At 71.0% G+C, this 25,016-nt stretch carries 22 protein-coding genes; 9 read left to right on the top strand and 13 right to left on the bottom strand.

Going from position 1 to position 25,016, the window contains the following annotated elements; all coding sequences use genetic code 11:
* The first annotated feature begins 28 nt into the window (after nt 1–28).
* Nucleotides 29–1,231, top strand: coding sequence for a class I adenylate-forming enzyme family protein (locus NS3_RS25585; RefSeq protein WP_067864780.1), 1,203 nt, complete (start codon nt 29–31; stop codon nt 1,229–1,231).
* Between the two features lie 4 nt (nt 1,232–1,235).
* Here NS3_RS25585 and NS3_RS25580 read toward each other — a convergent pair whose 3' ends face one another.
* Entirely contained in the window at nt 1,236–1,982 is a 747-nt protein-coding gene (locus tag NS3_RS25580; RefSeq protein ID WP_067864777.1) for a tyrosine-protein phosphatase, read from the bottom strand.
* Between the two features lie 422 nt (nt 1,983–2,404).
* Here NS3_RS25580 and NS3_RS25575 point away from each other — a divergent pair, with 422 nt between their 5' ends.
* A complete protein-coding gene (locus tag NS3_RS25575; RefSeq protein WP_245649811.1) occupies nt 2,405–2,884 on the top strand; it encodes a TetR family transcriptional regulator in 480 nt (159 codons plus the stop codon).
* A 44-nt stretch (nt 2,885–2,928) separates the two neighbouring features.
* A complete protein-coding gene (locus tag NS3_RS25570) occupies nt 2,929–4,116 on the top strand; it encodes an alanine racemase (RefSeq protein ID WP_157101535.1) in 1,188 nt (395 codons plus the stop codon).
* A gap of 6 nt (nt 4,117–4,122) precedes the next feature.
* Here the strand turns inward: NS3_RS25570 and NS3_RS25565 are convergent, their stop codons facing one another.
* Both NS3_RS25565 and NS3_RS25560 read right to left on the bottom strand, forming a co-directional pair.
* The gene (locus NS3_RS25565; RefSeq protein WP_245649810.1) at nt 4,123–7,470 is read right to left on the bottom strand and encodes a bifunctional RecB family nuclease/DEAD/DEAH box helicase; all 3,348 of its coding nucleotides are present in this window, start codon (nt 7,468–7,470) and stop codon (nt 4,123–4,125) included.
* Nucleotides 7,471–7,589: 119 nt separating this feature from the next.
* On the bottom strand, nt 7,590–9,416 hold the full coding sequence (locus tag NS3_RS25560) for a DEAD/DEAH box helicase (protein ID WP_067864771.1): 1,827 nt from the start codon (nt 9,414–9,416) through the stop codon (nt 7,590–7,592).
* Nucleotides 9,417–9,478: 62 nt separating this feature from the next.
* On the opposite strand from NS3_RS25560, the gene NS3_RS25555 reads away from it, so the two are divergent.
* Entirely contained in the window at nt 9,479–10,336 is an 858-nt protein-coding gene (locus NS3_RS25555) for a carbon-nitrogen hydrolase family protein (protein ID WP_067864769.1), read from the top strand.
* 13 nt (nt 10,337–10,349) lie between these two features.
* Nucleotides 10,350–10,976, top strand: coding sequence for a phosphoribosyltransferase (locus NS3_RS25550; protein ID WP_067864766.1), 627 nt, complete (start codon nt 10,350–10,352; stop codon nt 10,974–10,976).
* A 65-nt stretch (nt 10,977–11,041) separates the two neighbouring features.
* On the opposite strand, the gene NS3_RS25545 is transcribed toward NS3_RS25550, so the two are convergent.
* From NS3_RS25545 to NS3_RS25515, 7 genes are all read right to left on the bottom strand, one after another.
* Nucleotides 11,042–11,572: a gamma carbonic anhydrase family protein gene (locus NS3_RS25545; protein WP_067864764.1), complete on the bottom strand. Its 531-nt coding sequence runs from the start codon at nt 11,570–11,572 to the stop codon at nt 11,042–11,044.
* A gap of 19 nt (nt 11,573–11,591) precedes the next feature.
* The gene (locus NS3_RS25540; RefSeq protein ID WP_067864761.1) at nt 11,592–12,479 is read right to left on the bottom strand and encodes an ESX secretion-associated protein EspG; all 888 of its coding nucleotides are present in this window, start codon (nt 12,477–12,479) and stop codon (nt 11,592–11,594) included.
* Nucleotides 12,476–14,260, bottom strand: a complete 1,785-nt coding sequence (locus NS3_RS25535) for a PPE domain-containing protein (RefSeq protein WP_067864758.1) — start codon at nt 14,258–14,260, stop codon at nt 12,476–12,478. Before NS3_RS25535 ends, NS3_RS25540 begins: the two co-directional genes overlap by 4 nt.
* Nucleotides 14,253–14,639 carry a hypothetical protein gene (locus NS3_RS25530; RefSeq protein ID WP_067864756.1) on the bottom strand — a complete coding sequence of 129 codons (387 nt, stop codon included), beginning with the start codon at nt 14,637–14,639 and terminating at the stop codon, nt 14,253–14,255. Before NS3_RS25530 ends, NS3_RS25535 begins: the two co-directional genes overlap by 8 nt.
* A gap of 85 nt (nt 14,640–14,724) precedes the next feature.
* Entirely contained in the window at nt 14,725–15,450 is a 726-nt protein-coding gene (locus NS3_RS25525) for an alpha/beta hydrolase (protein ID WP_067864753.1), read from the bottom strand.
* A gap of 94 nt (nt 15,451–15,544) precedes the next feature.
* Complete coding sequence (locus NS3_RS25520; RefSeq protein WP_067864750.1) at nt 15,545–16,411, bottom strand: glycosyltransferase family 2 protein; 867 nt, start codon at nt 16,409–16,411, stop codon at nt 15,545–15,547.
* Between the two features lie 99 nt (nt 16,412–16,510).
* A complete protein-coding gene (locus NS3_RS25515; protein ID WP_067864747.1) occupies nt 16,511–17,251 on the bottom strand; it encodes a hypothetical protein in 741 nt (246 codons plus the stop codon).
* 240 nt (nt 17,252–17,491) lie between these two features.
* On the opposite strand from NS3_RS25515, the gene NS3_RS25510 reads away from it, so the two are divergent.
* On the top strand, nt 17,492–18,664 hold the full coding sequence (locus NS3_RS25510) for an acyl-CoA dehydrogenase family protein (RefSeq protein ID WP_067864744.1): 1,173 nt from the start codon (nt 17,492–17,494) through the stop codon (nt 18,662–18,664).
* 9 nt (nt 18,665–18,673) lie between these two features.
* Complete coding sequence (locus NS3_RS25505; protein WP_067864742.1) at nt 18,674–19,804, top strand: acyl-CoA dehydrogenase family protein; 1,131 nt, start codon at nt 18,674–18,676, stop codon at nt 19,802–19,804.
* A 255-nt stretch (nt 19,805–20,059) separates the two neighbouring features.
* Here NS3_RS25505 and NS3_RS25500 read toward each other — a convergent pair whose 3' ends face one another.
* On the bottom strand, nt 20,060–20,809 hold the full coding sequence (locus NS3_RS25500; protein ID WP_067864738.1) for a hypothetical protein: 750 nt from the start codon (nt 20,807–20,809) through the stop codon (nt 20,060–20,062).
* 284 nt (nt 20,810–21,093) lie between these two features.
* On the opposite strand from NS3_RS25500, the gene NS3_RS25495 reads away from it, so the two are divergent.
* Nucleotides 21,094–21,402, top strand: a complete 309-nt coding sequence (locus NS3_RS25495; RefSeq protein WP_157101534.1) for a hypothetical protein — start codon at nt 21,094–21,096, stop codon at nt 21,400–21,402.
* A 44-nt stretch (nt 21,403–21,446) separates the two neighbouring features.
* Here the strand turns inward: NS3_RS25495 and NS3_RS25490 are convergent, their stop codons facing one another.
* Nucleotides 21,447–22,418 (bottom strand): hydroxymethylglutaryl-CoA lyase-like TIM-barrel protein, encoded by a 972-nt coding sequence (locus NS3_RS25490; RefSeq protein WP_067864733.1) that lies wholly within the window; start codon nt 22,416–22,418, stop codon nt 21,447–21,449.
* 302 nt (nt 22,419–22,720) lie between these two features.
* Nucleotides 22,721–23,491, bottom strand: coding sequence for a deoxyribonuclease IV (locus NS3_RS25485; RefSeq protein WP_067864731.1), 771 nt, complete (start codon nt 23,489–23,491; stop codon nt 22,721–22,723).
* Between the two features lie 232 nt (nt 23,492–23,723).
* On the opposite strand from NS3_RS25485, the gene NS3_RS25480 reads away from it, so the two are divergent.
* Nucleotides 23,724–25,016, top strand: a 1,293-nt coding sequence (locus tag NS3_RS25480; protein ID WP_245649809.1) for a serine/threonine-protein kinase, incomplete at its 3' end; no start/stop codon positions are given.

The raw sequence follows: 25,016 nt of genomic DNA, 5'->3' as shown, positions 1-25,016 counted from the left end.
CTGCTGGATCCAGGGCCGCGGAGGACGAATGACGCAGTTGGTGGTCGAGTACCCGGTGGACGGTCGCCACGCACCCATGGCGCGGGGCGCGGACGGGGTGCTCAGGTACGGCAATCTGAATCCCGCTCTGACGGAATTGCTCGATCGTCAGGTGCACGCGTTCGCGCACCGGGAAGCCGTCGTCGAGGTGGGTGGGCCCCGGCTCACCTACCGCGAGCTGTGGCACGCGGGCGCGCGCATCGCGGGCGGGTTGCAGCAGCACGGCATCGGCTACGGCGATCGGGTGGCGGTCCGGATGCCTGCGGGCCTGCGGTGGGTGCGCGCCTTCCTGGGCGCCCTGCTCAGCGGCGCGGTGCCGGTGCTGGTGCCCAGCGGACTGCCGCACAGCGTCGCCGAGCGGGTGCTCGCCGACAGCGCGGCCGATTTCGTGCTCGGCACGGGCGGCCCGCTGCCCGACGGCCCGTCGTTCATCGATGACGGCGCCGCCCTCGACGAGCTCGCGGTGCTCTGTTACACCAGCGATCAGCACGAGCCCAGGGGGGTGGAGCTGACCAACGAGAACCTGCTGTCCGCGGTCAGGTCCGTCGTCTCGACCCTCGACCTGCCGACCGACGGTGTGCGCAATCTCGTGCTGCTACCGCTGGCCGGCACGCGAGGCTGCGTCGACCAACTGCTGCCGACCTTCGCCGTAGGCGGCACCGTCGTTTTCGCGCGCGACATCGCCGGCATCGCGGAAGCCCTTGTCGCAGAACGGGTCGACATGATCTCGGCGACCCCCGAGGTGTTCGCCGGCCTGCGTCCCACGCTGGCCGCCATGCGTTCGGATGGGGTCTGCACCCACGGCGTGCGCCGCCTCAGCAGCGCGGGCCGACGCGCGCAACGCCCGATCCCGGCGGCGGGTGATGTCGCCGAGGCGCTGCGCGCGACCTTCCCGGTGGCCAGGCGCTGGTCGCTGTGGGGGGCCACCGAGACCAGCGGAATCGGCCTCGCGGTCGACGACGCCGATTCCGGCACTGTGCTCGGACGGCCATTCGGCGGAACGGAATTGGCGTTGTCCGGACCGCACGCCGCCACCGGCCACGGCGAACTGCTCTGTCGCGGACCGAATGTCAGCAGCCGTTACTGGAACGATCCGGCCTCGACGGCCGACCGGTTCACCGGCGGCTGGTTCCACACCGGCGACCAGGTCAGCATCACCGCCGACGGTCTGGTGCACCGGGCGGACGCGTGAGCCGCTAGACCAGCAGCCGTTCGCGCAATCGCTCCAGCAGCTTCGCGTCGATACCCGCTGCCTCGACGAAGGCATCGTGGTGACCGTGCAGTTCATGCACCGCATCGGTGCCGATCCGCAGATACTCCTCGCGTACGCCGAGCAGATCCATCGAGGGCTCCGCGCCCGGACCGAGGGTCTCGGCCAGCATCGCGCGCAACGCGGGCACGGCGTGATTGCTGAGCAGGTAGTCGGCGTAGACATCCTGCTCGACCACCCCGACCGCGCGCAGGATGGTGGCGATCGCCCACCCGGTGCGGTCCTTGCCCGCCGCGCAGTGCACCAGCACCGCGCCCCGGCCGCGCACGATGGACTCGGCGATCTCGGTGATGGCCGCGTTGGCCTCGGGCAGCTTCGGGAAGACCCGGTAGACCTCGAGCATGTGCGCGAGCGCGGTGGTGCCGTCGGAGTCGTGCGGCGGGGCAGCGCCCATCCGCGAGTCGAACGGTGTCACCCGCAGTCGCACGTCGCCGGGCAGGTTGTCATGGCCGATGTTCTCGATCTCGTGCAGTCCACGCAGATCGTGCACGTCGGTGACGCGCAGTTCGCGCAGCACGGCGTGGCCGCGTTCGTCGAGACCGCTGAGCTGAGCCGAGCGCAGCAGCACGCCGGGGCGGATGCGGGCGCCGGAGACGGTGCGCAGACCGCCGGTGTCGCGGAAGTTGAAGGTGCCGGTGAGGCGGAACTGATCGGCCGAAGACGTGGAGGTCACGGCTACAGGCTATCGGCGGCTCGGAGGCGGTGGGCGCTGTGCGGAGCAGCGCGATTCTCCAAACCCGTGTCTACTGTGTGTTCGGCCACAAGGGGGTAGCCGGGCGGTGCAGGATCCGTAGTCTGGACCGAGGTGCGGGTATCGGACCAGAAGGGCCTGTCCGCATCCGATCAAGGGTGACGAGGATCCGGAAGCGCGGGTTCGGCGATGAGGCAAGCTCCGCAACGTTGCGGTGCAGTCCCGGTCGGATAACAAAACAATCTTTCAGTATGAAAATTGATGCAGACCCGTTCTCAAATCATGGAAACCCTCTACCATTGATGAACGTTGGACCGGGCGGTCCGGTGGAAGCCTGACTGTCCGCCGAGTTCAGCGAGTCGCGCCGCGCAGGGGCGCGAGGTCTTTCGCCAAGGGAGTCGTCGTTGAGCGCACGTGGAGAAATTGTGGAAAGCCGGTTGCGGCCGACCGTCTGCGAGGCGGTCGAAACGGCAGCAGCCTCGCTCGATCACGGCGGAGTTCGGGCGTTGCGAGTGCTGCTGCACGCCGGCATCACCGCCTACTGGCCACTGGTCAAGGCCACCCCTTACAAACAGATCAGAGCCTACGAATCGACCGTTCGCACCATCAGGGAACGCTGGGAAGTCAGTTCCGAATGCGTCGCCGACCCGATCACCGCGATGACGTTCCGCCAGATGGATGCCGAGATAGCCACCTTCCTGGAGCTGTGCGCCCAGCGTTCGCACACTCAGTGGCTCGAGCCGGTCGACGCGATCGCCGCCTATTGCGCGTCGATGCTGCAGGGCACCGTGCTGCGCTGGCTGGCGTGCTGCGATGACGAGACCACGCTGGTGGTGCTCGACGACCTGGTCAGTGGGCTGACAGCCCGCGCGGTCGACGCCTGAAGCCGTACCCGAGGTACTGGACGTTTGTCCAGTTAGGTGGTTGAGTGGGAAGGGTGAGTGAGACCTCGCCGATTCCCGGTCTGCACGCGGCCACCGCCGATCTCGATCCGCCGCTGGCCGCGCTGGATCTCGCCGCCCTCCGCGCGAACGCAGCCGATCTGGTGCGCCGCGCCGCGGGTACGCCGATCCGGGTCGCTTCCAAATCCGTGCGCTGTCGCGCCGTGCTGGAGACGGTGCTCGGCTCCGGCCTGACCGCCGCCGACGGGTTCGCGGGCATCATGTCCTATTCGTTGCGCGAGGCGCTGTGGCTGGCGCGCCTGGGCGCCCGTGACATCCTGCTCGGCTATCCGACCGTCGATCGAGCCGCGCTGGCCGAGCTCGCCGCTGACGAGACGCTGCTGTCCTCGATCGCCCTGATGATCGACGACGTCGACCACCTCGAGCTGACCCGCGCCGCGCTCGGCACCGACAAGGTCCGTCCCCAGGTGTGCCTGGATGTGGACGCCTCCTTGCGCCTGGGCCCGGTGCACCTGGGCGTTCGCCGTTCGCCGCTGCGCACTCCGGAGCAGGCTGCCGAGCTGGCGCGCGCGGCCCGCTCCGCCGGTTTCGAGGTCGTCGGCGTGATGACCTACGAGGCCCAGATCGCCGGGCTGCCCGACAGCAATCCGGCCGTACGCCTGGTCAAGAAGCTCTCCGCCGCCGAGATCGGCCGCCGCCGCGGCGCCGTGCTCGATGCGGTGCGCTCGGTGACCGGTCCGTTGCGCATCGTCAACAGCGGCGGCACCGGGTCGTTGGAGGTGAGCACCGCCGACCCGCAGGTCACCGAGGTCACCGCCGGGTCCGGCCTCTATGTGCCGACCCTGTTCGACCATTACCGTGCCTTCACCCCGCGACCGGCGCTGTTCTTCGCCACCCCCGTGCTGCGCAGACCCACCCCCGGAATCGCCACCGTCTTCGCCGGCGGCTACATCGCCTCCGGTCCCGCGGGCGACTCCCGGGTGCCGAAACCGGTGTGGCCCACGGGACTCGGGCTGCTCGGCACCGAGGGTGCGGGCGAAGTCCAGACCCCGTTGTCGGGTGCGCGGTCCCTGCGCCTGGGTGATCGGGTGTGGTTCCGCCACGCGAAAGCCGGTGAACTCTGCGAGCGCTTCGACGAGGTGCACCTGGTCGAGCCGGACGGCTCGCGCACGACTGTGCCGACCTATCGGGGCGAGGGCAAGAACTTCGGCTGAGGGAATTCACCCGAGTCGCAGGAACCGTCCCGGCTCGACGAGTTCCTCGGGGGTCTCGGGCAAATAGGCGGTGAGCAGGGGCGAGCGGATGACGATCGCCTTCCACATGGCCCGGCTGACCGCCGCCCGGATCAGGCCGGGGGAGAACAACGCCGCCATGCCGTCCGGTGCGTCCTGTGGCGAGGACGTGGTCATCGAAATCAGCACGACCGTGGCCTCCCTGCCCCGGAACCGGTCGACCGTCCCCACCAGCACATCCTCGATCTTGGCCCGCGCCAACAGGGTTCGGATGCGCCCGACCTGCGCTTCGTAGGGCGCGATGACGAACAGGTCGTGCGGATGCAGTCGCCGGGTCTGTCCGCCCTCGGTCCACGGGCGCCCGAGCAGAGCGCGCACCTGGCGCACCACCTCGCGCGCTTCGGCCACGGACTCGGTCGAATCGCCGTGGTGGGAGACGGTCACGGTCTCGATACCGGGCACGGTGTCGTCGAGTCGCCTTGCGGTGGTGACGGTTTCCTCCGAGGTCAGCCTGCCGTCGTAATACAGCCGTGACAGCGGCTCGCACACCCGCGGATGCATCCGCCGGGTGCGATCGAGGAAGTAGCCGCGTCCGGCGGGGACCGTGTCGTGCCCGTCGAGCAACCAGCCGAGCACCGAGCCGGCGACCGGGGCGGGATGGGCCGCCCGCGCTTGGGCGGGCTGCGGGTCACCGACCAGCAGCAGCGAGCGCGCGCCACCCGCCACCGCCGCCACCTCGGCGAGTGGGAACCGGCCCGCGTCGGCGACCACCAGCAGGTCGAGACTGCTCGCGGGCACTCGCGCCGGATCGGTGAAATCGGCGGGCAGCCCGCCGATCACACAACCGTTGACCGCGTGATCGAGGAACCTGGCGAACCGTTGCGGGTCGATCACCGCCCACTCCGGCGCGACGGCCTCGGCCTCGGATTCGGCGACGAGCTCCGGCAACACACCGGCCGCGACGATGGCCTCGAACAGGTTCTCCACTGTCCGGCGGCTGTGCGCGACGATGCCGATCCGCCAGTGCCGCCCGGTCACCAGCTGCGCCACCACCTGAGCCGCGACATCGGTCTTCCCGGTCCCCGACGGTCCCTGGACCACCAGATAGGAATCGTCGAGGCCGGATACCGCGGCGGTGAGGGCGGTGACGTGATCCCCGTGCACCGGCGGCAACGCGCCACCGTGCAGCCGGGGCGCCCGCCTGCCCAGGATGTCGAAGAACGCGCCGGCAGGCAGTTCGGGCAGCGTCATCAGCAACCGCTGCGCCGTCGCCTCGACCGCTGCCTCGGCGCGCATATCCCACTCCGGCACCCCCGGCGCGATGGCGATCGGCAGATCGTCGTGGGGCGACCGGTTCTCGGGCAGGGTCTCCTCCAGCCGCACCGCGTCGTCGAAGTCGGCGTCCACCGCGCATCCGAGCACGACGGCGGTCCCGGTCGTGCGCCGCCCGTACGCGCCGACTCGGTCGTAGAACGTGTGCACCCGGGTGCCCGGCGGCAGCGCGGCAGGCGCGGCCGTCCCCGTCGGCCCGGGCCGCAGCCCCCCGCCGGAACCGATCCGCCCGGTCAAGGTCAGGAACCGCCGCATGGTCGCGCCGTCGGGGCTGCGATGCCACTTGGTGTCCACCGTGCACCGGTCGGCGATGAGCACGCCCGGCGCGTCCGCCCACTCCCGCACCGGAAGGGTCAGCCGATCGGTATGCGCCCAGCTCCACGCTCGCCGCTCCCGGCGTCGATATCCGAGCACCGCCGCCATCACCGCCGCCGGACTGTGCGCATCGCCTTGTCCGGCAGCGTATTCCGACAGCGCCGCCTCGACCGACGACGGGGGCGGTGACGGATTCTCCGTCGCGGGGTCTCCCGCGTCCCAGTGGGAGTCCGCTGCCCGGCGGGAGTCCACGGCCCGGCGTGAGTCCACTGCCCCGGCGGACTCCCGCCGCGCGGACTCGCCGAGGCCGCGCAACCAGTCGCTCAGCAGCAACAGCGTCACGTCGTCGGACCGCTCGCCGGGGATCAGGGCGCGCAGCCGATCGAGACGGTAGGAGCCGACGCCGATGAGGACCGCTGTGCGGACCACGGGGTAGAGGTCCACGAGCAGCCCGGCATCCATCAGGTCGTCGAGAACCTCCTCGTCCCCTGGACCGTCGCCCTCGGCGAGCAGCGCCGCGGGTACGTCGCCGGTGTAGTGGTAGAGGTGGGCGCCGGGATGGGCGCGCAGGTGCGCGGCAGTGTGGGCGAGCAGTTCGGTGACCGGGCGCTCAGCGGCAGGCAGGCTCAGCAGGGTGCCGGTCCGGTCGCCGAGGCGCCAGCGCACGGCGCGGCCGGTCGGGTCGAGATCGACGGTCAGCGCGAGGTCGTCGGGGTGTGCCTCGGGCAGGGCGGACAGTGCTGCCGGTGCGCGCAGCGTGTAGGCGGGCGCACCGGACGCCTCGGTCCGCAATTGCAGGTCGGCCTGTCGGCGCAGCGCGGCCACGGCGCGCGCGGACAGGCCGGGTACCTCGTCCACGGTGACGGCGAGCCGGTCGAGGGTGTGCACCCCGGCATCACGCAACCGCGCTCTGACGGTGCCCGGCATCCCGGCCACCAACAGCAGATCGCGGGCGGTGGTCAGTTCGGGCAGGCACACCGCGCAGCGTCCGCAGGCCAGGTAGCGCGGGTCGCCCCACTGCACGGGCAGTAGCTCCTCCAGCTTCTCCTCGAGAATCTCGCCGGTTCGCTCGCGCCGGGCCCGATACACCGCCGCCGCCGCCTCCAATGGGTGTTCGGAAACCGTTGAGCCGCAGTGCAGCACCAGTGTCGGCGCCACCCGGACCAGGTCCGAGTCGGCGAGAATCTTTGCGCAGGCGGCGAGTTCGAGCACGGTGTCGAGTCGAGTGGCGGACGAGGCCGCGATCCCGTGCAGGGTGCAGCCGTCGCGCTCCTCGCGCACGAGATAGGCGCAGCCTGCGGCGAATCCGTCGGTCAGGAGAGTCGCGTTGCGCACGACCTGTGCTCCGCCGCGAAGCGCGTCGACAGTGGCGGTGTGCGCGGCGCGCAGGGCCTCGGCCCCGGCGTCCCCGGCACCGGACACGGAAAGCGGGTCGGGCGGGGAGATCTCGGCGATCGACGATCCGTATGCGGTGCGCAGGTGCGCGTGCAGACGGTCGCTCTCGCCGTGCGCCGGAATACCGCCGGGCGGTCGGGAGTCGCCAGGAGTGGCGAAGCCGCCAGGAGTGGGGAAGTCGGCGAAAGCGTCCACCATGCCGAGCTCGGCGTCGAGCGCACGAAGCACCGCGAACTCGCAGCGTGCCGCCCGCACCAGATCGGCGGCGGTGGCCACTACACGATCACCGAACACGAACAAACGCGCGCCTCCCGTTCGACGGCCGCCAGCCGGGACACCAGCAACCGGCGCGCCGGATGCGCGCCGGTCGGCACCACTGTAAGCCAGGGCTCGTGACCTCGGTGAACCCCGGGTCAGGATCGAGGCTTGCGGCGTTCCTGGCGTTTGCCGGTGTCGCGCTCGCGGCGCGGTCCCCGGCTGCTGAACGCCGGCGCCGCGCGGTGCGACGGCGGACCGGAGTCGAGCTGCAGCTGGATCAGCACGCCGCTGATCCTGGTGCGGCGCAACGCCTCCAGCGTCTCGGCGGGCAGATTCGCGGGCAGCTCGACCAGGCTGTGGTCGGGCCGGATGCTGATGTGGCCGAAGTCGCTGCGGCGCAGACCGCCCTCGTTGGCGATGGCGCCGACGATCGCACCCGGCACCACCCGGTGCCGCTTGCCGACGCTGATCCGGTAGGTCGCCAGCTCCGTTCCGGTCGCCCGGTGATGCGAGCCGCCGCCGGCCGCGCGCTCCTCGTCGAAGCGACGCTCCGGGCGATCCCGCACAACCCGTTCGCGGCGTTCCGGTTCCGGCTCCGGCTCCATGAAGAAGTTGTCGCCGTCGTAGGAACCGATCGCCAGCGCGGCCGCGATGTCGACCAGCGGGATGTTGTGTTCGCGCTCGTAGTCCTCGATGAGCTTGCGGAACAGCGGCAGGTTCGACGAGGCGAGGTTCTCGGTGATGGTGTCGCCGAACTTGGCGACGCGCTGCGCGTTCACGTCCTCGACGCTGGGCAGCTGCATCTCCTCGAGCGGATGCCGGGTGGCGCGCTCGATGGCCTTGAGCAGATGGCGTTCGCGCGGGGCGACGAACAGCAGCGCCTTGCCGCTGCGCCCGGCCCGGCCGGTGCGGCCGATGCGGTGCACGTAGGACTCGGTGTCGTGCGGGATGTCGAAGTTGACGACATGGGAGATGCGGTCCACGTCCAGGCCACGGGCGGCGACGTCGGTGGCCACCAGGATGTCCAGCGTGCCGGACTTGAGCTGGCCGATGGTGCGTTCGCGCTGATTCTGGGCGATGTCGCCGTTGATGGCGGCGGCGGAAAAGCCGCGGGCGCGCAGCTTCTCGGCGAGTTCCTCGGTGCCCTGCTTGGTGCGGACGAAGATGATCATCGCCTCGAACGACTCGACCTCGAGCACCCGGGTCAGCGCGTCCAGCTTGCGATGATGCGAGACCTGCACCCACCGCTGGGTGATATTGGTGGCGGTCTGGGTCTTGGCCTTGACGGTGATCTCGACCGGCTCACGCAGATACTGCTTGGAGATCTTGCGGATCGCCGCGGGCATGGTCGCCGAGAACAGCGCGACCTGCTTCTCCCGCGGGGTGTCGGCCAGGATGCGCTCGACGTCCTCCTGGAACCCCATCTTGAGCATCTCGTCGGCCTCGTCGAGCACCAGGTATTGCAGCTGCGACAGGTCGAGCGTGCCCTTCTCCAGATGATCGATCACCCGGCCGGGGGTGCCCACGACCACGTGCGCGCCCCGGCGCAGGCCGGACAGCTGCACGCCGTAGCTCTGCCCGCCGTAGATCGGCAGCACATGCAGCCCGGGGATGTGGGTGGAGTAGCGGCCGAAGGCCTCGGCGACCTGGATGGCCAGCTCCCTGGTGGGGGCGAGCACGAGGGCGCGCGGCGCTTTGCCGGACGTGTCCAGACCCATCAGGATCGGGATGGCGAAGGCGGCCGTCTTGCCGGTGCCGGTCTGCGCGAGACCGACGACATCGGCTCCCGCCAGCAGCGGCGGGATGGTCGCCGCCTGGATGGGGGAGGGAGATTCATAACCGACATCGGCGATTGCCCGCAGGATGCGGTCGTCGATGCCCAAGTCGGCGAAGGACGGGCCGGCCGGGTCGGAACCGGCTTCGGTTCCGCCCGTGTCCCTGTCGTCGTCGCCAGGAACGCTGTCGACCTGATTGGTACTCATTGACCAGGAGTTTACTGCCTGCCGGTGGCCTCCCCGGTCACCGGGTGAATACGGTGAGACCTATGCAACTCGAGCACGAGGCCCCCGAACAGGGACTGCGCGCCCCCGCGGTGACTCTCGGCGTGGTCCAGTTCACTCCGAGCACCGACCCGCGAGCGAATCTGACCGCCCTCGGCGAGCACGTCCGCGCGGCCGCCGGCCGTGGTGCGCGCGTGGTGATCGCCCCGGAATACGCGATGCACGCGGTGCGCAGGCTCGACGCACGAGTATTGCCGGTGGCACAACCGCTGGACGGACCGTTCGCGACCGGCCTGGCCGAACTCGCGCGGGACGCCGGCGTCTTCCTGGTGGCGGGCATGATCGAGATCGGCAGCGACGGCGACACCCGCATCCGCAACACCCTGGTGGCCGTCGATCCCGGCGGCGAGCGGGTCGCCGTCTACCGCAAGGTGCACCTCTACGACGCCTTCGGTCACAAGGAATCCGATGTCGTCGAGGCGGGACCGCTCACCGAGCCGGTCACCTTCGCCGCCGACGGGGTGACCATCGGCCTGCAGACCTGCTTCGACCTGCGCTTTCCCGAGGGCTTCCGGCGGCTGGCGGCGGCGGGGGCACAGGTGATCGCGGTGCCCGCGCAGTGGATCCCCGGACCGGGCAAGGTCGATCAGTGGACGACCCTGCTGCGCGCCCGGGCCATCGAGAACACCGTCTACCTCGCCGCCGCCGACCAGGCCGAACCCCTCGGCTCCGGCGCCTCCATGATCATCGATCCGGCGGGCGCGGTGCTGGCCGAACTCGGCGCCGAACCCGGCGTGCTCACCGCGACCGCCGAGCTCGAGCACCTCGACGCCGTGCGCACCCGCAACCCCAGCCTCGCGCTACGCCGATTCGCGATCACCGAGCGCCGCACGCAGGAGTAGCGTTCGAAGGGAGATGAACCACTACGCCGATCGGTTCGCCGCCGGTCGCGCGCTGGGAGCGGAACTGGCGCACCTGCGCGCGACGGAACCGCTCGTGCTCGGCCTGCCCAGGGGCGGCGTGCCGGTGGCGGCCGAAGTGCACCGCGCCCTCGGCGGCGATCTCGACATCCTGCTGGTCCGCAAGCTCGGCGTGCCGTGGCATCCGGAGCTGGCGATGGGCGCGCTCGGCGAAGGCGGGGTCCGGGTGCTCAACGACGACGTGATCCGCAGGCTCGGCGTGCGCCCTGACCAGCTGGCCGAGGTCGAGCGCGCCGAACTGGCCGAGCTGGCCCGCCGGGTGCACGCCCTGCGCGGCGACCGCGACCCACTGCCGATGACCGGTCGCACGGTGATCGTGGTGGACGACGGCATCGCCACCGGCGCGACCATGGTGGCGGCCTGCCGGGTGGTGCGCTCGCATGCGCCGGCCCGCCTGGTGGTCGCGGTGCCGATCGCGTCGGTGGAGGCGCACGCCTGGGTGTCCGGAGAAGCCGACGAGGTGGTCTGCCCGTGGATTCCGGCCGAACTCGGCGGGGTCGGCGGGGCCTATGTCGACTTCCATCAGCTGCGGGACGACGAGGTCACGACGCTGCTGCGGTGATCCCGCCGCGGTGCCGGCGTGCGCGGACTGTCCCGGAGATCCGGGAGACGTGCGGCGCGCCCGGTTCAGCGCGGGACTTCGGTGATCCCATCACGATGACGGCGTGCGAGGTCGATGTAGAAATCGGTGCTGATGCGCAACCACTCCTCGGCCGCGGTGCCCTGGATCGGCCGTTTCACCACCGCGGGCGAGCCGGCCGCCAGCACCCCGTCGGGGATCTCGGTGTGCGGTGAGAGCACCGAGTGCGCGGCGAGCATGCTGCCCGCGCCGATGCGCGCCAGGTCCAGCACCGTGCTGTTGTTGCCGACGATCGACCCGGCGCCGAGCGAGGCGCCGTGGAAGACGACGCTGTGCGCGATGGTCGCGCCCGCCCCGATCTCGATCGGCGCGTCCTGCGGGCCGTGCAGCACCGCATTGTCCTGCACATTGGCGTTCTCGCCGATGAGGATCGGGGTCACATCCGCGCGCAGCACCGCGCCGTACCAGATCGACGCGCCCGCGGCGACCCGCACATCGCCGATCAGGGTCGCGTTCGGCGCCAGGAAGGCGGTCGGATCCACCTGTGGCCGTTTGCCTTCGTATTCGTAGAGGGGCACCGCTCCACCGTAGGCGCGCTCACCAGCGTTCGGCGTGCGCGGCGGTCTTCTCCGCGGCTTCCAGCATCGGCCGCAGGTGCGCGCTGAAGATCTCCGCGGTGACCGGTGCGACGTGCACCTCCGCGCCGGTGCGCACCGCGTACCGTCCGTCGCCGCCGACATCGATCCAGCACAGCACCCCGAACGGGCGCAGAGTCGCCGGGCGGGTCTCGCCGCCGCGTCGCCGGGCCGAGACCACGATCTGCCCGATCCCCGCCCGGGGACGGTTGAGCAGCCTGCGGATTCGCGCGTCCGTCGTCGGGCCGGAGACCGGCACCGTCACCAGATCGCGGCTGTCCAGTCTCACCTTCGCCAGCGGGGCACTCAGCCGTGCTCCGGCGCCGGGCGGGCATTCCGGCAACACCGAGACGATCCGCGCGGCGAGATTGTCCGGATGGCCGACGTAGAGCCGCACCGGACCGCCGCGCTCCGGATCGGGGCCGGGCCGCTGCGCGGCGACCACGGCGATATTGCCGGAGGTCGCGCCGAGGACCCGGACCGGACGGGCGTCCGGCGCGTTCGTGTGATCCACGAGATCCGCCGACGCGGCCTCGGGTGGGGGAGCGATCGCGGGCGCGGGCGCGTCGATCCCGACCCCCTCCACGACCTCGACCGCCTCCGCGCCGATGGCGGCCGCGTGCCGTCCGAACACCTCGACCAGCACCGTGGGCCGGGCCAGAACCCGCAGGGCGGCTTCGAGGTCGGCGTCGAGCGTCCGCTCGCACCACTCGTCGAGTTCGGGCTGCTGGGCGGCGCGTTCGAAGGTGTCGCGCGCGGAGGGGCGCACCGCCAGCGGATAGGGGATGCGATCACCGTCGGCACGTGCCCACGCCGCGGCGAACTGGTCGGGTGTCAGCGTCCAGGTCACTCCTGTTCGGTCCAATCGCCGACCACCGGGGGCGTCGCCGGATCCAGATCCCCGATGAGCTCGTCGGCCGACGCGCGGCCTTCGGGGTCGAGATCACCGAACTCCGGAGCGCCGTATTCGTCGAAGCCGTGGCCGTCGCGACCGGCGTCGTACCCGCTGTCGAACTCGGCCTCGAGATCGTCGAAGACGAAATCCTCTTCGGCCCAGTCGAGGTCGTCGTCCTCGTCCTGCTGGTCACGCTCGGATCGAGCGGTGCTCGCCTGCACCGACGATCCCGACCGAGGGGTGTCGCCCGCCGCGAGCGCGCCGCCGAGCAGGCCGCCGACCGCACCGGCGCCCGCCCCCGCGCCGACCGCCGCTTCCCCGTCTCGATCGGACCCGCGCGAGCCCGCCGCGCTCTCCGCCGTTCCGGTCGCGCTCGTTTCGTTCCCGCCCGTGCCCGTGCCCGTGCCCGTGCCCGTGCCGGTGCCGGTGCCCGTGCCGGTGCCGGTGCCCGTGCCGGTGCCGGTGCCCGTGCCCGTGCCGGTGCCCGTGCCCGTGCTCGTGTCCGTTCCTTCGGCGCGGGTTTCCGTTGGGCCGGTACCGCTCGCGCCTGCCGGCGCTGTGCTCGCGCCTGCCGCCGCCGTGCTCGTGCCGGTGTCGGCTTTGCCGTCGCCCGCTGCCGGTGCGCTCGTGCCGGTGCCGGTGCCGGTGCCGGTGCTGGTCCCGGGCGCGGCGACCTGGCCTGTGGCGCTGAGACCGGCGGTGTTCGTCTCCGTCGCGGCCGCGACGGTCGTGCCCGCGCCGTCGCGCTCGTCGCGCTTGCGTTCCCTGTCGGCGGCCGGTCGCGGCGAACCGGTGACCGTTGTCGAACCGCTCGGTGTCGTGGCCGATGGCACCGCGGTGCTGCGCGTGGGCGTGCTCTCCGTGGTCGCGGCACCGGCGGGACCCGCGGGCGTCGCCGCGGCGGGCACCGTCGCCGCGGCGGCCACGGTGCCGCCGGACCCGGCGACCGGCGAGCTGACAGGGGCGGGAGGCGTGGGCAGCACGGCCGAGGGCACCGGCGTGCTCGCGGCGGGCAGCGTCGCGGGCGTCGGCGCGGCCGGGATCGTCGGAGAAGCCGTCGCCACGGCGGCTCGGGCCGCGACGGTGGACGAGGGATCGGCGGTCCCCGGCTCCGCGATGTCGACTGCGCCGAGTGCGCCGGACGGAACGCCTGCGTCCACCGCCGGCGCGGTCTCCGGGAAGGCGGGCACGTCCACACCGGTCCCGAGGAAGGCCGTGGTGTAGATGGCGTCCATCGCGCGCACGACGTCCAGCCGTTCGCCCTCGGCGTTCTTCTGCGTATCGATGTTCGCCGTCGCCTGCGTCGGATCGAGCAGGGCGGCAGCGAGATCCGGCTGCGCGTTCGACGGCGTGCCCACCGCGGAGCGCAGCGCCTCGGCGGCCTCGGCCGCGCGGACCAGCCGCTGGGACACCACGGCCATCACATCGGCCATCTGTTGCCCGTGCAGTTCGAACGCGGCCACGGCGGCGGCGGCGGTGCTCGACGCGGCCCCGCGCCAGCCGTCGGCGATGGCGCCGCGAATCTCGGTGTGCGCCTGGGACACCGCGTCGGTGAGTCCGGTCGCCGTCGCCTGCCAGGACTGGGCGCCCGCGCTCAGCAGGCTCGGATCGAGGGCCTGGACATTGCGGAAGATCTCGTCGTGGGTGAGACCGTCGAAGACCTCGGCGTTCGGCGCGTACGTCGGATCGGTGCGGGTGTGGGTGCCGCGTTCGGCGGCGAAGGGGATCTCACGCACGGCCCGTCTCCTGCGGTGCGGGTGCGACGGCGGTGAGCGAGCCCGCGAGTTCGGTGTCGGCGGCCTCGTACGCGGCCGCCGCGGCGCGGAAGATGCGCGCGAGTTCCCTTGCCGAGGAGGCGTATTCGCGCAGCAAGACCAGCGCGGTGTCGGCTTTGCCCTCGAAACCCTGCCGCAGCGCCGCGCCGGAGTCGAATCCGCCGAACCCGGGCAGCGAGGTGGCGGGGCCGAGCACCGCCAGCTGTGCCTCCACCTCGTCGGCGAGTTGTTCGTAGCGGCGCGCGCATTGTTCGTGCGCGCCTTCGGCGATCAGTACCCCGTCGATGTGGAGTGAGCCCTCCTCGGCCGCTCTGGCCAGGGCCGCCAACTGTGGTCGCACCGTACCGTCCCCCTCACTCGTCGTGCCGACTTCCCCGCGCCGCCCTCACGGCGCCGCCTGCCTCGCGCCGTTCGCCCCGCGCTGTCTACCCCGTGACCACCGCGTCCACGATGACGACCGCACGCAGCCACTGCGCGATATCGGCGGCCACGCGCCCCTTCACCGGTTCGTGCAGCAGATCGTGTCCGGCCTCGGCGTACTCCCGCAAATCTACCGATTCGTGGCGCGCAGTCCAGAGCCGAATTCCTTCCACCGGGGCCCGGCGGTCGTCGGTGCCGTGCACGGCCAGCACCGGAAGGGTCGCGGGCAGCGGTGTTCCCGGCGCTCCGGCAACGCCACCGCCGAGCGCGCGGCGCGGCACGCCGGACAGCACCAGCCCGTGCAGCCATTCGAGCGGAACGCTCGGAGTCAGCGGGTAACTCGACTCCACGCCGCCGAGGTCGGCTCCGCTCGTGGTGTCGGGCACCGCCGCGCCGAGCAGGCCCAGCGTGGTCACCGCGCCCAGCGAATGACCCATCAGCACCAGCGGCAGTTCCGGCCGCTCTTCGTGCGCGCGCTCCACCAGCACGGTCGCGTCGGCGACCAGTTCGGCCAGCGTGCCCGGCTGCTCGGGGTCGCCCTCGCTGAGCCCGTGACCGGCCAGGTCGAGGCCCCACACCTCGACGCCGATGGCATTGAGGGATCGGGCGAAGCGGTGGTAGTTGCCGCTGTGCTGGCCTAGACCGTGCAGCAGCACCGCCACCGCGTCGGGAGAGGCGACCGGCCACCGCCGATAGTGCAAGCGGCCACGGGTGCTGTCGAAGAAAAGCATCTGTCGATAGTGCCAAATCTTGTGCGTGTCAGGATACTTCACGCTTTCCCGCGGAACCGGCTATACTGCCCGGCCAATTCCGCGGTCGGTGCGCTCAGTTCCTGGCCAGCCGCCCGGTGACGGCCGTACGTGCCGAGGCGACCACCGCGCGCGCCGCCAATCCCGCGGCGACCAGCGGCGCGAACACGATCCACGGGGTGCCGCGGTGGTAGTCGACGTAGAACCGCAGGGCGCTGCGATGGTGGCTGCGGACCTTGCGGAACGGCGCCGAGCGCATGCTGCCGCCTTCGCGATGCTTGATGCCCACGCTCGGGTCGAGCACCACGCGCCAGCCGGCCCGGTGCATGTCCAGGGCCATCTTGGTTTCCTCGAAGTACAGGAAGTAGCGCTCGTCGAAGCCGCCGACCTCTTCGAAGGCATCGCGGCGGAAGAGCATGCAGCAGCCGGAGATCCAGTCCACGTCGCCTGCCGTGGTGAGCTGCTTGCCGAAGTAGCGGCGAGTGGCGGGATTGCCCGGCCACACCCCGCCCAGCAGCGCGTGCACGATGCCGTCCAGCAGCGAGGGGAACGCCCGGCCGCTCGGGTACGGTGTGCCGTCCAGACGCAGGATCTGCGGCCCGATCATGCCGATCCGCTCGTCGGTGCGCGCGGTCTCCACCAGGGTGGCGATGGAGGCGGGGGAGAGGTGGGTGTCCGGGTTGGCCACCAGCAGCCACTCGGCATCGGTCTGCGCGGCGGCCTGGTTGATGGCGGTCGACAGGCCCACATTGCGCTTGTTGCGAGTGACCCGGCCACCGTAGGCGGCGACCAGATCGGGGCCGTTGTCGGTGGAGGTGTTGTCCACACACACCACGTCCAACTGCAGAGGTTCTACAGCGGCTTCGAGGGAGTCGAGAAAGCTGGGCAGATCCTCGGCGCTCTGATATGTGATCAGGAGCACGCCGACCGTCTTGTCGCGCATGGCCGCGAACCTATCAGTTTCCGGCGCCCAGCGAGAATGCCGGACCTACCGGCATTATCAGCAAATGCGCGGCACTGTTTCGGTGGTGTGCCGTTCTCGTCAGGCGGGCGCGCCAGCCGGGGCCGGCTCCGGGGCGGGGACCAGGGCCGGATCGGGCACCGGCGCGATGGCGGGGTTCGGCACGGGTGCGCCTTCACCCTCGGGTGCGGGTGGCAGCGGAGCGTCGGGCACGGAGAAGGTGCCGACCGTCGGCGTCATGACGCAGTGCGCGCCGGGGTAGCCGATCACGCCCCACATCGAGGCGATCACGGTGCCGGGGCCGCTCTCGACGGTGCGCGACAGCGTGGGCATGCCCTCGGCGGTGCGGTCGTCGAGCATGTCGATGCCACTGCGGCCGTTGTTCACATTGACCCACGCGACCACCAGGCCGGAGTTCAACGGCATGCCGGAGTGGGCGGGGGTCGCGCTGAACCGCAGCCGGCCGGGCTCGGGGCGCTCGGCGTTCTCGGCGGTGCGGCCGTAGGTGGTCGCCGCGGCGATGATGGTGGTGATGGGGCCGTTGCTGCCGCAGCCGAAGGTGGGCGCGGCGTAGGCGAAGGGAGCCCAGGCCCCGGCGATGTCGCGCAACTGCGCCACGTCGACCAGTTCGGTGTACTGGCGGAGGGCGCCGATACCCGCCTGAGCGGCCGAGTCCTCGCCCGCGCGTTCGGTGAGCTCGGTGATCGCCTCGGCGACCGGCACGGTCTCGGTGTCGGCGACCGCGGGGGCCGCGGTCGCAGCCGCGCCCACGCCCAGCGTGAGAGCGGCGACGGCGGAAAGTGCGATTGTTCTGCCGTTCACCGAATAACTCCTCGAACCTCTCGGGCGTGTCTCTAGGGCGTCAAGGTACCAGTCCGGGCCGGTGAGCGCCGTGTGGGTGGATCGGAGGAGCGCCCGAAATGCGGGGTTCGGTCCTTCCTGTCACCGGTTCGGTGCGGTGTTGCAGCACACCATGCGGAAAAGGTGTGGTCCACTCGACAGTGCCGGACGACTCGCGGGTAGGTTCCTACCGGTACGTACGAGACACAACGGGAGTTGCGTATGAAAATATCCCTGTCCCCTGACGAGGTAGCCTTCCGCGACGAATTGCGGCAGTTCTACCGCACGCAGATCCCTGCGGAGATCCGTGATCGTGTCGAGCACGGCCGGGAGCTGTCCCGCGAGGACATCGTCACCACGCACAAGATCCTCAACGACAACGGGCTGGCCGTGCCGAACTGGCCGGTCGAATGGGGCGGCAAGGACTGGACCCCCATGCAGCGCCACATCTGGCTCGACGAGATGCAGCTGGCCTCGGTGCCCGAGCCGCTGACGTTCAACGCCACGATGGTCGGCCCCGTCATCGCGCATTTCGGCTCGCAGGAGCTCAAGGAGCGGTTCCTGCCGCCGACCGCCGCCCTCGACATCTGGTGGTGCCAGGGCTTCTCCGAGCCGGACGCGGGCTCGGACCTCGCCTCGCTGCGCACCACCGCGGTCCGCGACGGTGACTCCTACATCGTCAACGGCCAGAAGATCTGGACCACTTCGGCCCAGTACGCCGACTGGATCTTCTGCCTCGTGCGCACCGACCCGAACGCGCCCAAGAAGCAGGCGGGCATCTCCTTCCTGCTCTTCGACGTCAAGTCGCCGGGGGTGACCATCCGCCCGATCAAGCTGATCGACGGCGGCCACGAGGTCAACGAGGTCTTCTTCGAGAACGTCCGGGTGCCCGCCGATCAGCTGGTCGGCGTCGAGAACCAGGGCTGGACCTACGCGAAGTTCCTGCTCGGCAACGAGCGGACCGGCATCACCGGCGTCGGCTCGACCAAGGTCAAGATCGCCGTCGCCAAGGAGCACGCGCGCCAGGTGAAGTCCGGTTCGGGCACCCTGCTCGACGACCCGGTGTTCGCCGCCCGGATCGCCGAACTGGAGAACGAGCTGATCGCGCTGGAGCTGACCCAGCTGCGCGTCGTGTCCAACTCCGCCGACGGCAAGCCGAATCCGGCCTCCTCGGTGCTCAAGCTGCGCGGTTCGGAACTGCAGCAGGCGGCCACCGAACTGTTGCTCGACATCGCGGGGCCGGATGCCATCCCGGTGGGCGCGGAGGGTATCGCCTCCCCGGATTGGGCCCAGCGCAGCGGCGGCAAGTACCTGAATTACCGCAAGACCACCATCTACGGAGGCTCGAACGAGGTGCAGCGCACCATCATCGCCTCCACGATCCTCGGATTGTGAGGACAGGGCATGGATTTCGAACTCACTGAAGAACAGGTCATGCTGCGCGACACCGTGCGTGACCTCCTCTCCCGCGCCTACGACTCCGAAACCCGCCTGAAGGTGACCGACACCGAGCTGGGCTGGAGCCGCGACGTGTGGCGGCAGCTCGCCGAACTCGGTGTGCTCGGCCTGGGCTTCTCCGAGGAGGACGGGGGCGCGGGCGCGAGCCCGGTCGAGACCTTGGTGGTGCTCGAGGAATTCGGTCTGCGGCTGGCCCCGGAACCACTGCTGGACGCGGTGGTCGTGCCCGGCTCGCTGGTCTCGCGTCTGGGCACCGACGCGCAGCGCTCGGCGATTCTGCCCGCCGTGTCGGGCGGTGAGCTGCTGCTCGCCTTCGCGCATTCCGAGCCCGGCGTGCGCTGGCCGTCGGAGGAACTCGCCACCCGCGCCGAGAGCGCGGGCGCGGGCTACACCCTGACCGGCGTGAAGAACCCGGTGCCGCACGGTGATTGCGCCGACCGGCTCGTGGTCAGCGCGGTGCTGCCCGACGGCGGCCTCGGTCTGTTCCTGGTCGCCGCCGATGCCGAGGGCGTCACCCGGACCGGGTACCGCACCATCGACGGCTCGCGCGGCGCGCAGCTGGAATTCGCTTCCGCCCCCGCCGAGCTGCTCGGTGAGGCGGGCGCCGACACCGCCGCCGCGGTGCGCGAGGCGCTGGGTTACGCGCACGCGGGCCTGGCCGCCGAATCCGTCGGCGCGATGACCGAGTCGCTGCGGCTGACGGCGGAATACCTGCGCACCCGCAAGCAGTTCGGCGTGACGCTGTCGAAGTTCCAGACGCTGACCCAGCGCGCGGCCAACATGTACGTCTCGCTGGAGCTGGCGCGCAGCATGAACCTGTATCTGACCGCGGCTGTCGCCGACGGCGTGTTCGACCCGGTCGTCATCTCGCGGGTGCGCCTGCAGGTGGCCAAGGCGGCCAGGCACGTCGGGCAGGAGGCCATCCAGATGCACGGCGGCATCGGCATCACCGCCGAGTACCCGGTGGCCCACTATGTCGCCAGGCTCACCGCGATCGGGCGCACGCTCGGCGGCGAACACGAGCACCTGGCCGTGCTGCGTGAGGCGACCCGCGGCTACGACCTGGTCGAGCTGTAGGAACTCCGTCCCGGAGTGAGCGGCGGTGCGCCATGGCGCACCGCCGTTTCTCGTCTGCGGCACAGCGCTTTCGATGATCGGAGCGACATTTCACCGTCGGCCCCGTCGAGTGCCTGTCCGGTCGGACCTGCCCGCCGACGCGGCGGTTTCGAACGTGATCGCCCACCGATCAGTGCGATCGCGCGGCAGGCCGGTGACACGCGGCAACCGTCGTGTGCGCGGTCACGGCGGGTAGCTCGAACCGAGTCGCTCGCCTCAGGGCTGCGGACTCGTGGGCAGGGGACTCGTGGGCAGGGGAGTTGTCGGCGCGGACGTTGTCGAGGTGGACGTTGTCGAGGTGGACATTGTCGTCGCCTGTTCGACCGGCGGTGCGCCGAGAGGTTGCGGCTCGGCAGGCGGAAGTGCGCTGTCGGGCTGCGCCTGCGGCTGTGCGCCTTCGAGCAGCGGGACGCTGTGCGGCTCGACGCCGACACCCGCGGCGGGCGTACGGGGATCGGGGGTCTGGTCCGATTCGGTGGTCTGCTCACCGCCGGTGGGCTCGTCGCTGTCCGTCGGCCCGTCGTCCCCGGGAGCCGGCGTGCTCTCGGTGGTCTCCTCCACCGGCGCGGGCGCGGACGGGGTGCGCGACAGGGTGCGTCTGGTGGTCGTCGGCTCGTCGACCTCGCCGGGTTCCTGGGGAGCGCCGGGTGCGCTGGTGCGGGGCGGACCGGTGGTGGGGTCGTCCTCGGGGGTGGTGGTCATGGTGCGGTAGCCGGCCGGTCTGCGCGGCGGTCCGGCCGGGGCGATCTGCCAACTCGGGGAAGGCGGAATCACCACCGGCGCCACGGTCGAGCTGGAACCGTCTTGCTGGGCGACCGCTGCCGCGGCGGGCCGGTTGTCGATCGGGGGCGGCGGCACGTAGGTGTCCTCACCGCCGATGCCGCAGGAGCCGATCACGATCAGGCCGAGGGATACCGCGCCGACCGCTATTCCCGGCCCCACGAGCTTGGTCCTGCTGCTCTTCATCGGGGCTACTCCTCGTGCGTCTGTCGAGGCTCACCTTAAACCAGGCCCCGGTGGACGGCTACGTGGGAGGTGGGGGGCACCGCTGTGAGCAGGCATTTTGAAACAATCAAGCTTCAGATCTCGAAATGATTTCGTCGGCGTGTCGCGGCCACGTGTCGTGGTCGGGGGTGCCGGGTGGTCGTAGCGTGTGATTGCAGTTACTCGTGAGACATCACAAAGTCGAACGACGCGCTGAATCCCCTGCACGACAGCATTACCCGCACGGCGTCATCGAGGAGTTGATGATGGGAGCTTACTCGGCATCCCGAGTCCCCGCCGCCGATCCGGCCTCCGAGGATCAGGCGTCCACGCCGCCGCGGGAGCCCGTGATCGAGGCATCGGCTCCGGCCGAGCCGCAGACCCCCACGGGAGTCGCGGCGCTGGTCAAGTGGGCGGCGTGGCTGTTCTTCGCCGGTGGCCTGGTCGGCGCGGTCCTCGGCATCGCGGGTCTGCACGTCGAGATCACCGTGGCCGGCCTCATCCTGGCCTGCACCGCCGGGCTCGTCCTGCTCAAGATCCGCGCCGACAGCTCGCCCGCCGAGGAAACCGCCTGAGCGTGCTCACGGTTTCGGGCGGGTGCCCGCCGGGACCGCGTGGATCAATTCGCCCGAGCGATCGCGGCGGTCCAGGCGAACGGCGTCGACTCGGTGCGCACACCCTGCGCGGTGCGCGAGCGGTTCGGCTCCCCGAGATCGGCGAGCAGTCGCTCGGACAGATCGACCATGGTGGCCAGCGCGGCGGGGGTGAGCCAGTCCGGGCGGGTGGCGAACAGGATGTCCTCGCTGGAGGTGTTGCCGCTCGCTCCCGGCGCGAAGGGGCACCCGCCCAGTCCGCCGAGCGAGCCGTCGACCATGCTCGCGCCCGCGTCGATCGCGGCGAGCGTATTGGCCACCCCCATGCCCCAGGTGTCGTGACCGTGGAAGACGATCCGTCGCTGCGGCGAGTTGTCCCTGATCGCGGCGATCAGCGCGTGCACCTGACCGGGATGGGCCTGGCCGAGAGTGTCGGCGACGACCACGTCCGCGGCGCCGTCGGTACGCGGATCGCAGGCGATGGCGACCACTCGCCCCGGATCGACGTCGCCGTCGAAGGGGCAGGTGAAGCTGGTGGCCAGACACAGCTGGATGCGCCCATCCACGGAACGGGCCAGCCGCACCGCCTCGGGCATGGCCGCGACGCTCGCTTCGGTGTCGCGGCCGATATTGGCGCGATTGTGCGCGTCGGACACCGAGAAGCAGTACTGGAAATTGCGCACTCCGGCCGCGGCCGCCTTCTCCACGTGCCGTGGCGTGGCCACCCACACCCAGCAGCGGGACAGCTCGTCCGGGGTCAGCGCCTCGACCAGGGCCAGGGTGTCGGCCATCGGCGGCACCAGGTCCGGGCGCGCCATCGAGCCGATCTCGAGTTCGGGCACGCCGAGTTCGAGCAGAGTGCGCACGATCTCGACCTTGCGCTCGAGCGGCAGGGGTTTGCCGGTGAGCTGGAGCCCGTCGCGCAGGGTCACATCCCGCAGGGTCGCCCCGCGCAGGGCCGCCGACCGCGAGGCCGAACCGCTGCCGCTGATCAGCATCGTGGCCGGTCCTCCCTGGCCTGCGGAGGCACGCACATCACGCCGCCCCACGGCTTCTGATTCGCGCCCGCGGGGTTCGGATTGATCGTCGGCCTGGCGTGCCCCGGAGCGCGCGACTCCCATCGGTCGCGGCCGACCGGGCGCCTGCCTTCTTCGCGCCTACGCCTCATGTGCCCTCGACGCACGGTGGCCGGTGACCACGGCTGCGGCATTGCCTGCCTCACTACTCATGCCCACCAGTGTGGACCATGGGCTCGATCGGCGTGGGTCCGGCGTGGGTCCAGCCCGGTGCGCCGCGGCGCTCAGCCGACGTGCTCACGCAGGTAGGCCAGGTCCTCGGCGACGCCGTCGGCGGGGGTCTCCAGCACGATCGGGGCGCCCGCGGTGCGGCACACCTCGGCCAGCAACTGCGGATCGATGGTGCCGTCGGCGAAGTTGGCGTGCCGGTCGGCGCCGGAGTCGAACGCGTCGCGTGAGGAGTTCAGGTGCACCAGGTCGATGCGGCCGGTGATGGCCTTGATCCGGTCGACCACGCCGACGAGATCTTCCCCGCCCGCCCAGGCGTGGCAGGTGTCGAGGCAGAAGCCCGCGCCGTAGTCGCCGACCGCGTCCCACAGCCGGGAGATCATGTCGAAATGCCTGGCCATCGCGTGGTTGCCGCCCGCGGTGTTCTCGATCAGGATCGGCACCGCGAAGCCGCCCTTGTCCTGCTGACGCTCGAACAGCTTGCGCCAGTTGTCGATTCCGGCGTCGATCTCGGCGTCGGACCGGACGTGACCGCCGTGCACCACGAGCCCGAACGCCCCCAGGTCCGCGGCGGCCTTCGCCTGCTGGGCGACCGCGTTGCGCGAGGGCATGCGCAGCCGATTGTTCGTGCTGGCCACGTTGATCTGGTACGAGGAGTGCACCACGACATCGATCGGGCTGGCCAGGATCTCCTCGGTACGCGGGTGCGGGACGGGTTTGTCCCAGCTCTGCGGGTCGACGACGAACATCTGGATGACCTCGGCGCCCAGTTTCTCGCCGAAGCCGATGGGGTCGCCGTCGAGCCGGACGTGTGCTCCGATGCGCATGCCGACAGCCTAACGAGTGGGGCCGACATCCGGCCCGGCCATCGATCCGGACGGACCGTGCGCGCGGACCGCCGCCATGACCGACAATGCGTAGGAAGATCGGCGGGCAGGAAGACAGGTCACTGTTGCACCGGCGGGCTCCGGCGAGATACATCGGTAGGAGCTTGGACCGATCGTGGTCTCGGTTCGAGGGTCTCGGGTGTCGAGGGTCTCGCCATCGGTTTCGGAGGGGGTGAGGATCACTGTGTTGCAGATCGGCGAGACCTTCGCCGGCTACGAGATCAAGCGTGTGCTGGGCAAGGGTGGCATGGGCACGGTGTATCTGGCCAAGCATCCGCGTCTGCCGCGCCTCACCGCGCTGAAGCTGCTGGCACGCGAGCTCTACACCGATACCGAGATCAGAGGCCGATTCGAGCGGGAAGCCGATCTGGTCGCCCAGCTCGACCATCCCAATATCGTCACCGTCTACGACCGCGGGGCCGAGGACGACCAGCTGTGGATCTCCATGCAGTTCATCTCCGGTTCCGACGCCGCCGGGGTCGATGTCGACGTGCTCGCCCCCGCCCGCGCCGTACAGATCATCGCCGAGGTCGGCGCCGCACTGGATTTCGCGCACGCCAACGGTGTGCTGCACCGCGACATCAAACCGGCCAACATCCTGCTGGCCAAGGCGCCGATCGGTCATCCGGAGCGGGTACTGCTCACCGATTTCGGCATCGCGGGCGTGCGTGACTCCGACACCACGCTGGCCTCCGGTGACACCATCACCGCCACCCTGGCCTACGCCGCCCCCGAACAACTCGGCGGGCGCCCCCTCGATCACCGCGCCGACCAGTACTCACTGGGCTGCACCCTGTACTGGTTGCTGACCGGCAAGGCGCCGTTCCCCGACTCGAACCCGGCCAAGGTGATCCACGATCACCTCTACAGCACCACGCCGTCGGTGCGCGCCACCCGGCCCGCCCTGCCGCCCCAGCTCGACGCCGTGCTGGCCAAGGCGATGGCCAAGAATCCCGCCGACCGGTTCGATACCTGCACCGAGTTCGCCGCCGCGGCCCGGCACGCGCTGACGGTCGCGCGTCCGCCGACCACCCCGCCGCAGCAGCACGCGCCCTACGGCAGGCCCACCGGATACGCGCCCGGTCCCGCGCAGCCGAATCACGGCTACCCGCCGGCGCCCCGCCCCGGCGCCGCGGGGTATCCCGCGGCGCCGGCGGCGGCGTCGAACGTCCCCCCGTACCCCACGGCGCCGTACCCGGGACATCCGTATCCGACGGGGAACCCGTCGTACCCCACGGCCAACGGGCCCTACCCGCCTGCGCCGCGTACCGGCACGAACTCGCCGTACCCGGTGAGCGGACCGCGGCCCGGCACGAATCCGCCCTTCCCCGCGTCGAATCCGGGCGCCCCGTCCTACCCGGCGACCTACGGGCCGTATCCCACGGCAGGCGCGCAGCGACCCCCGAGCGGGTACCCGAACCGGCCCGGCACGGGGCACGCGGCCCCGCCGTACGGCTCGCCCCCG

This window comes from Nocardia shimofusensis NBRC 100134 (genome assembly GCF_001613125.1).
In the GTDB taxonomy this organism is placed as follows: Bacteria; Actinomycetota; Actinomycetes; order Mycobacteriales; family Mycobacteriaceae; genus Nocardia; species Nocardia shimofusensis.
Note: the sequence above shows the minus strand (reverse complement) of the source record. Positions and strands in the feature narration are given on the sequence as shown.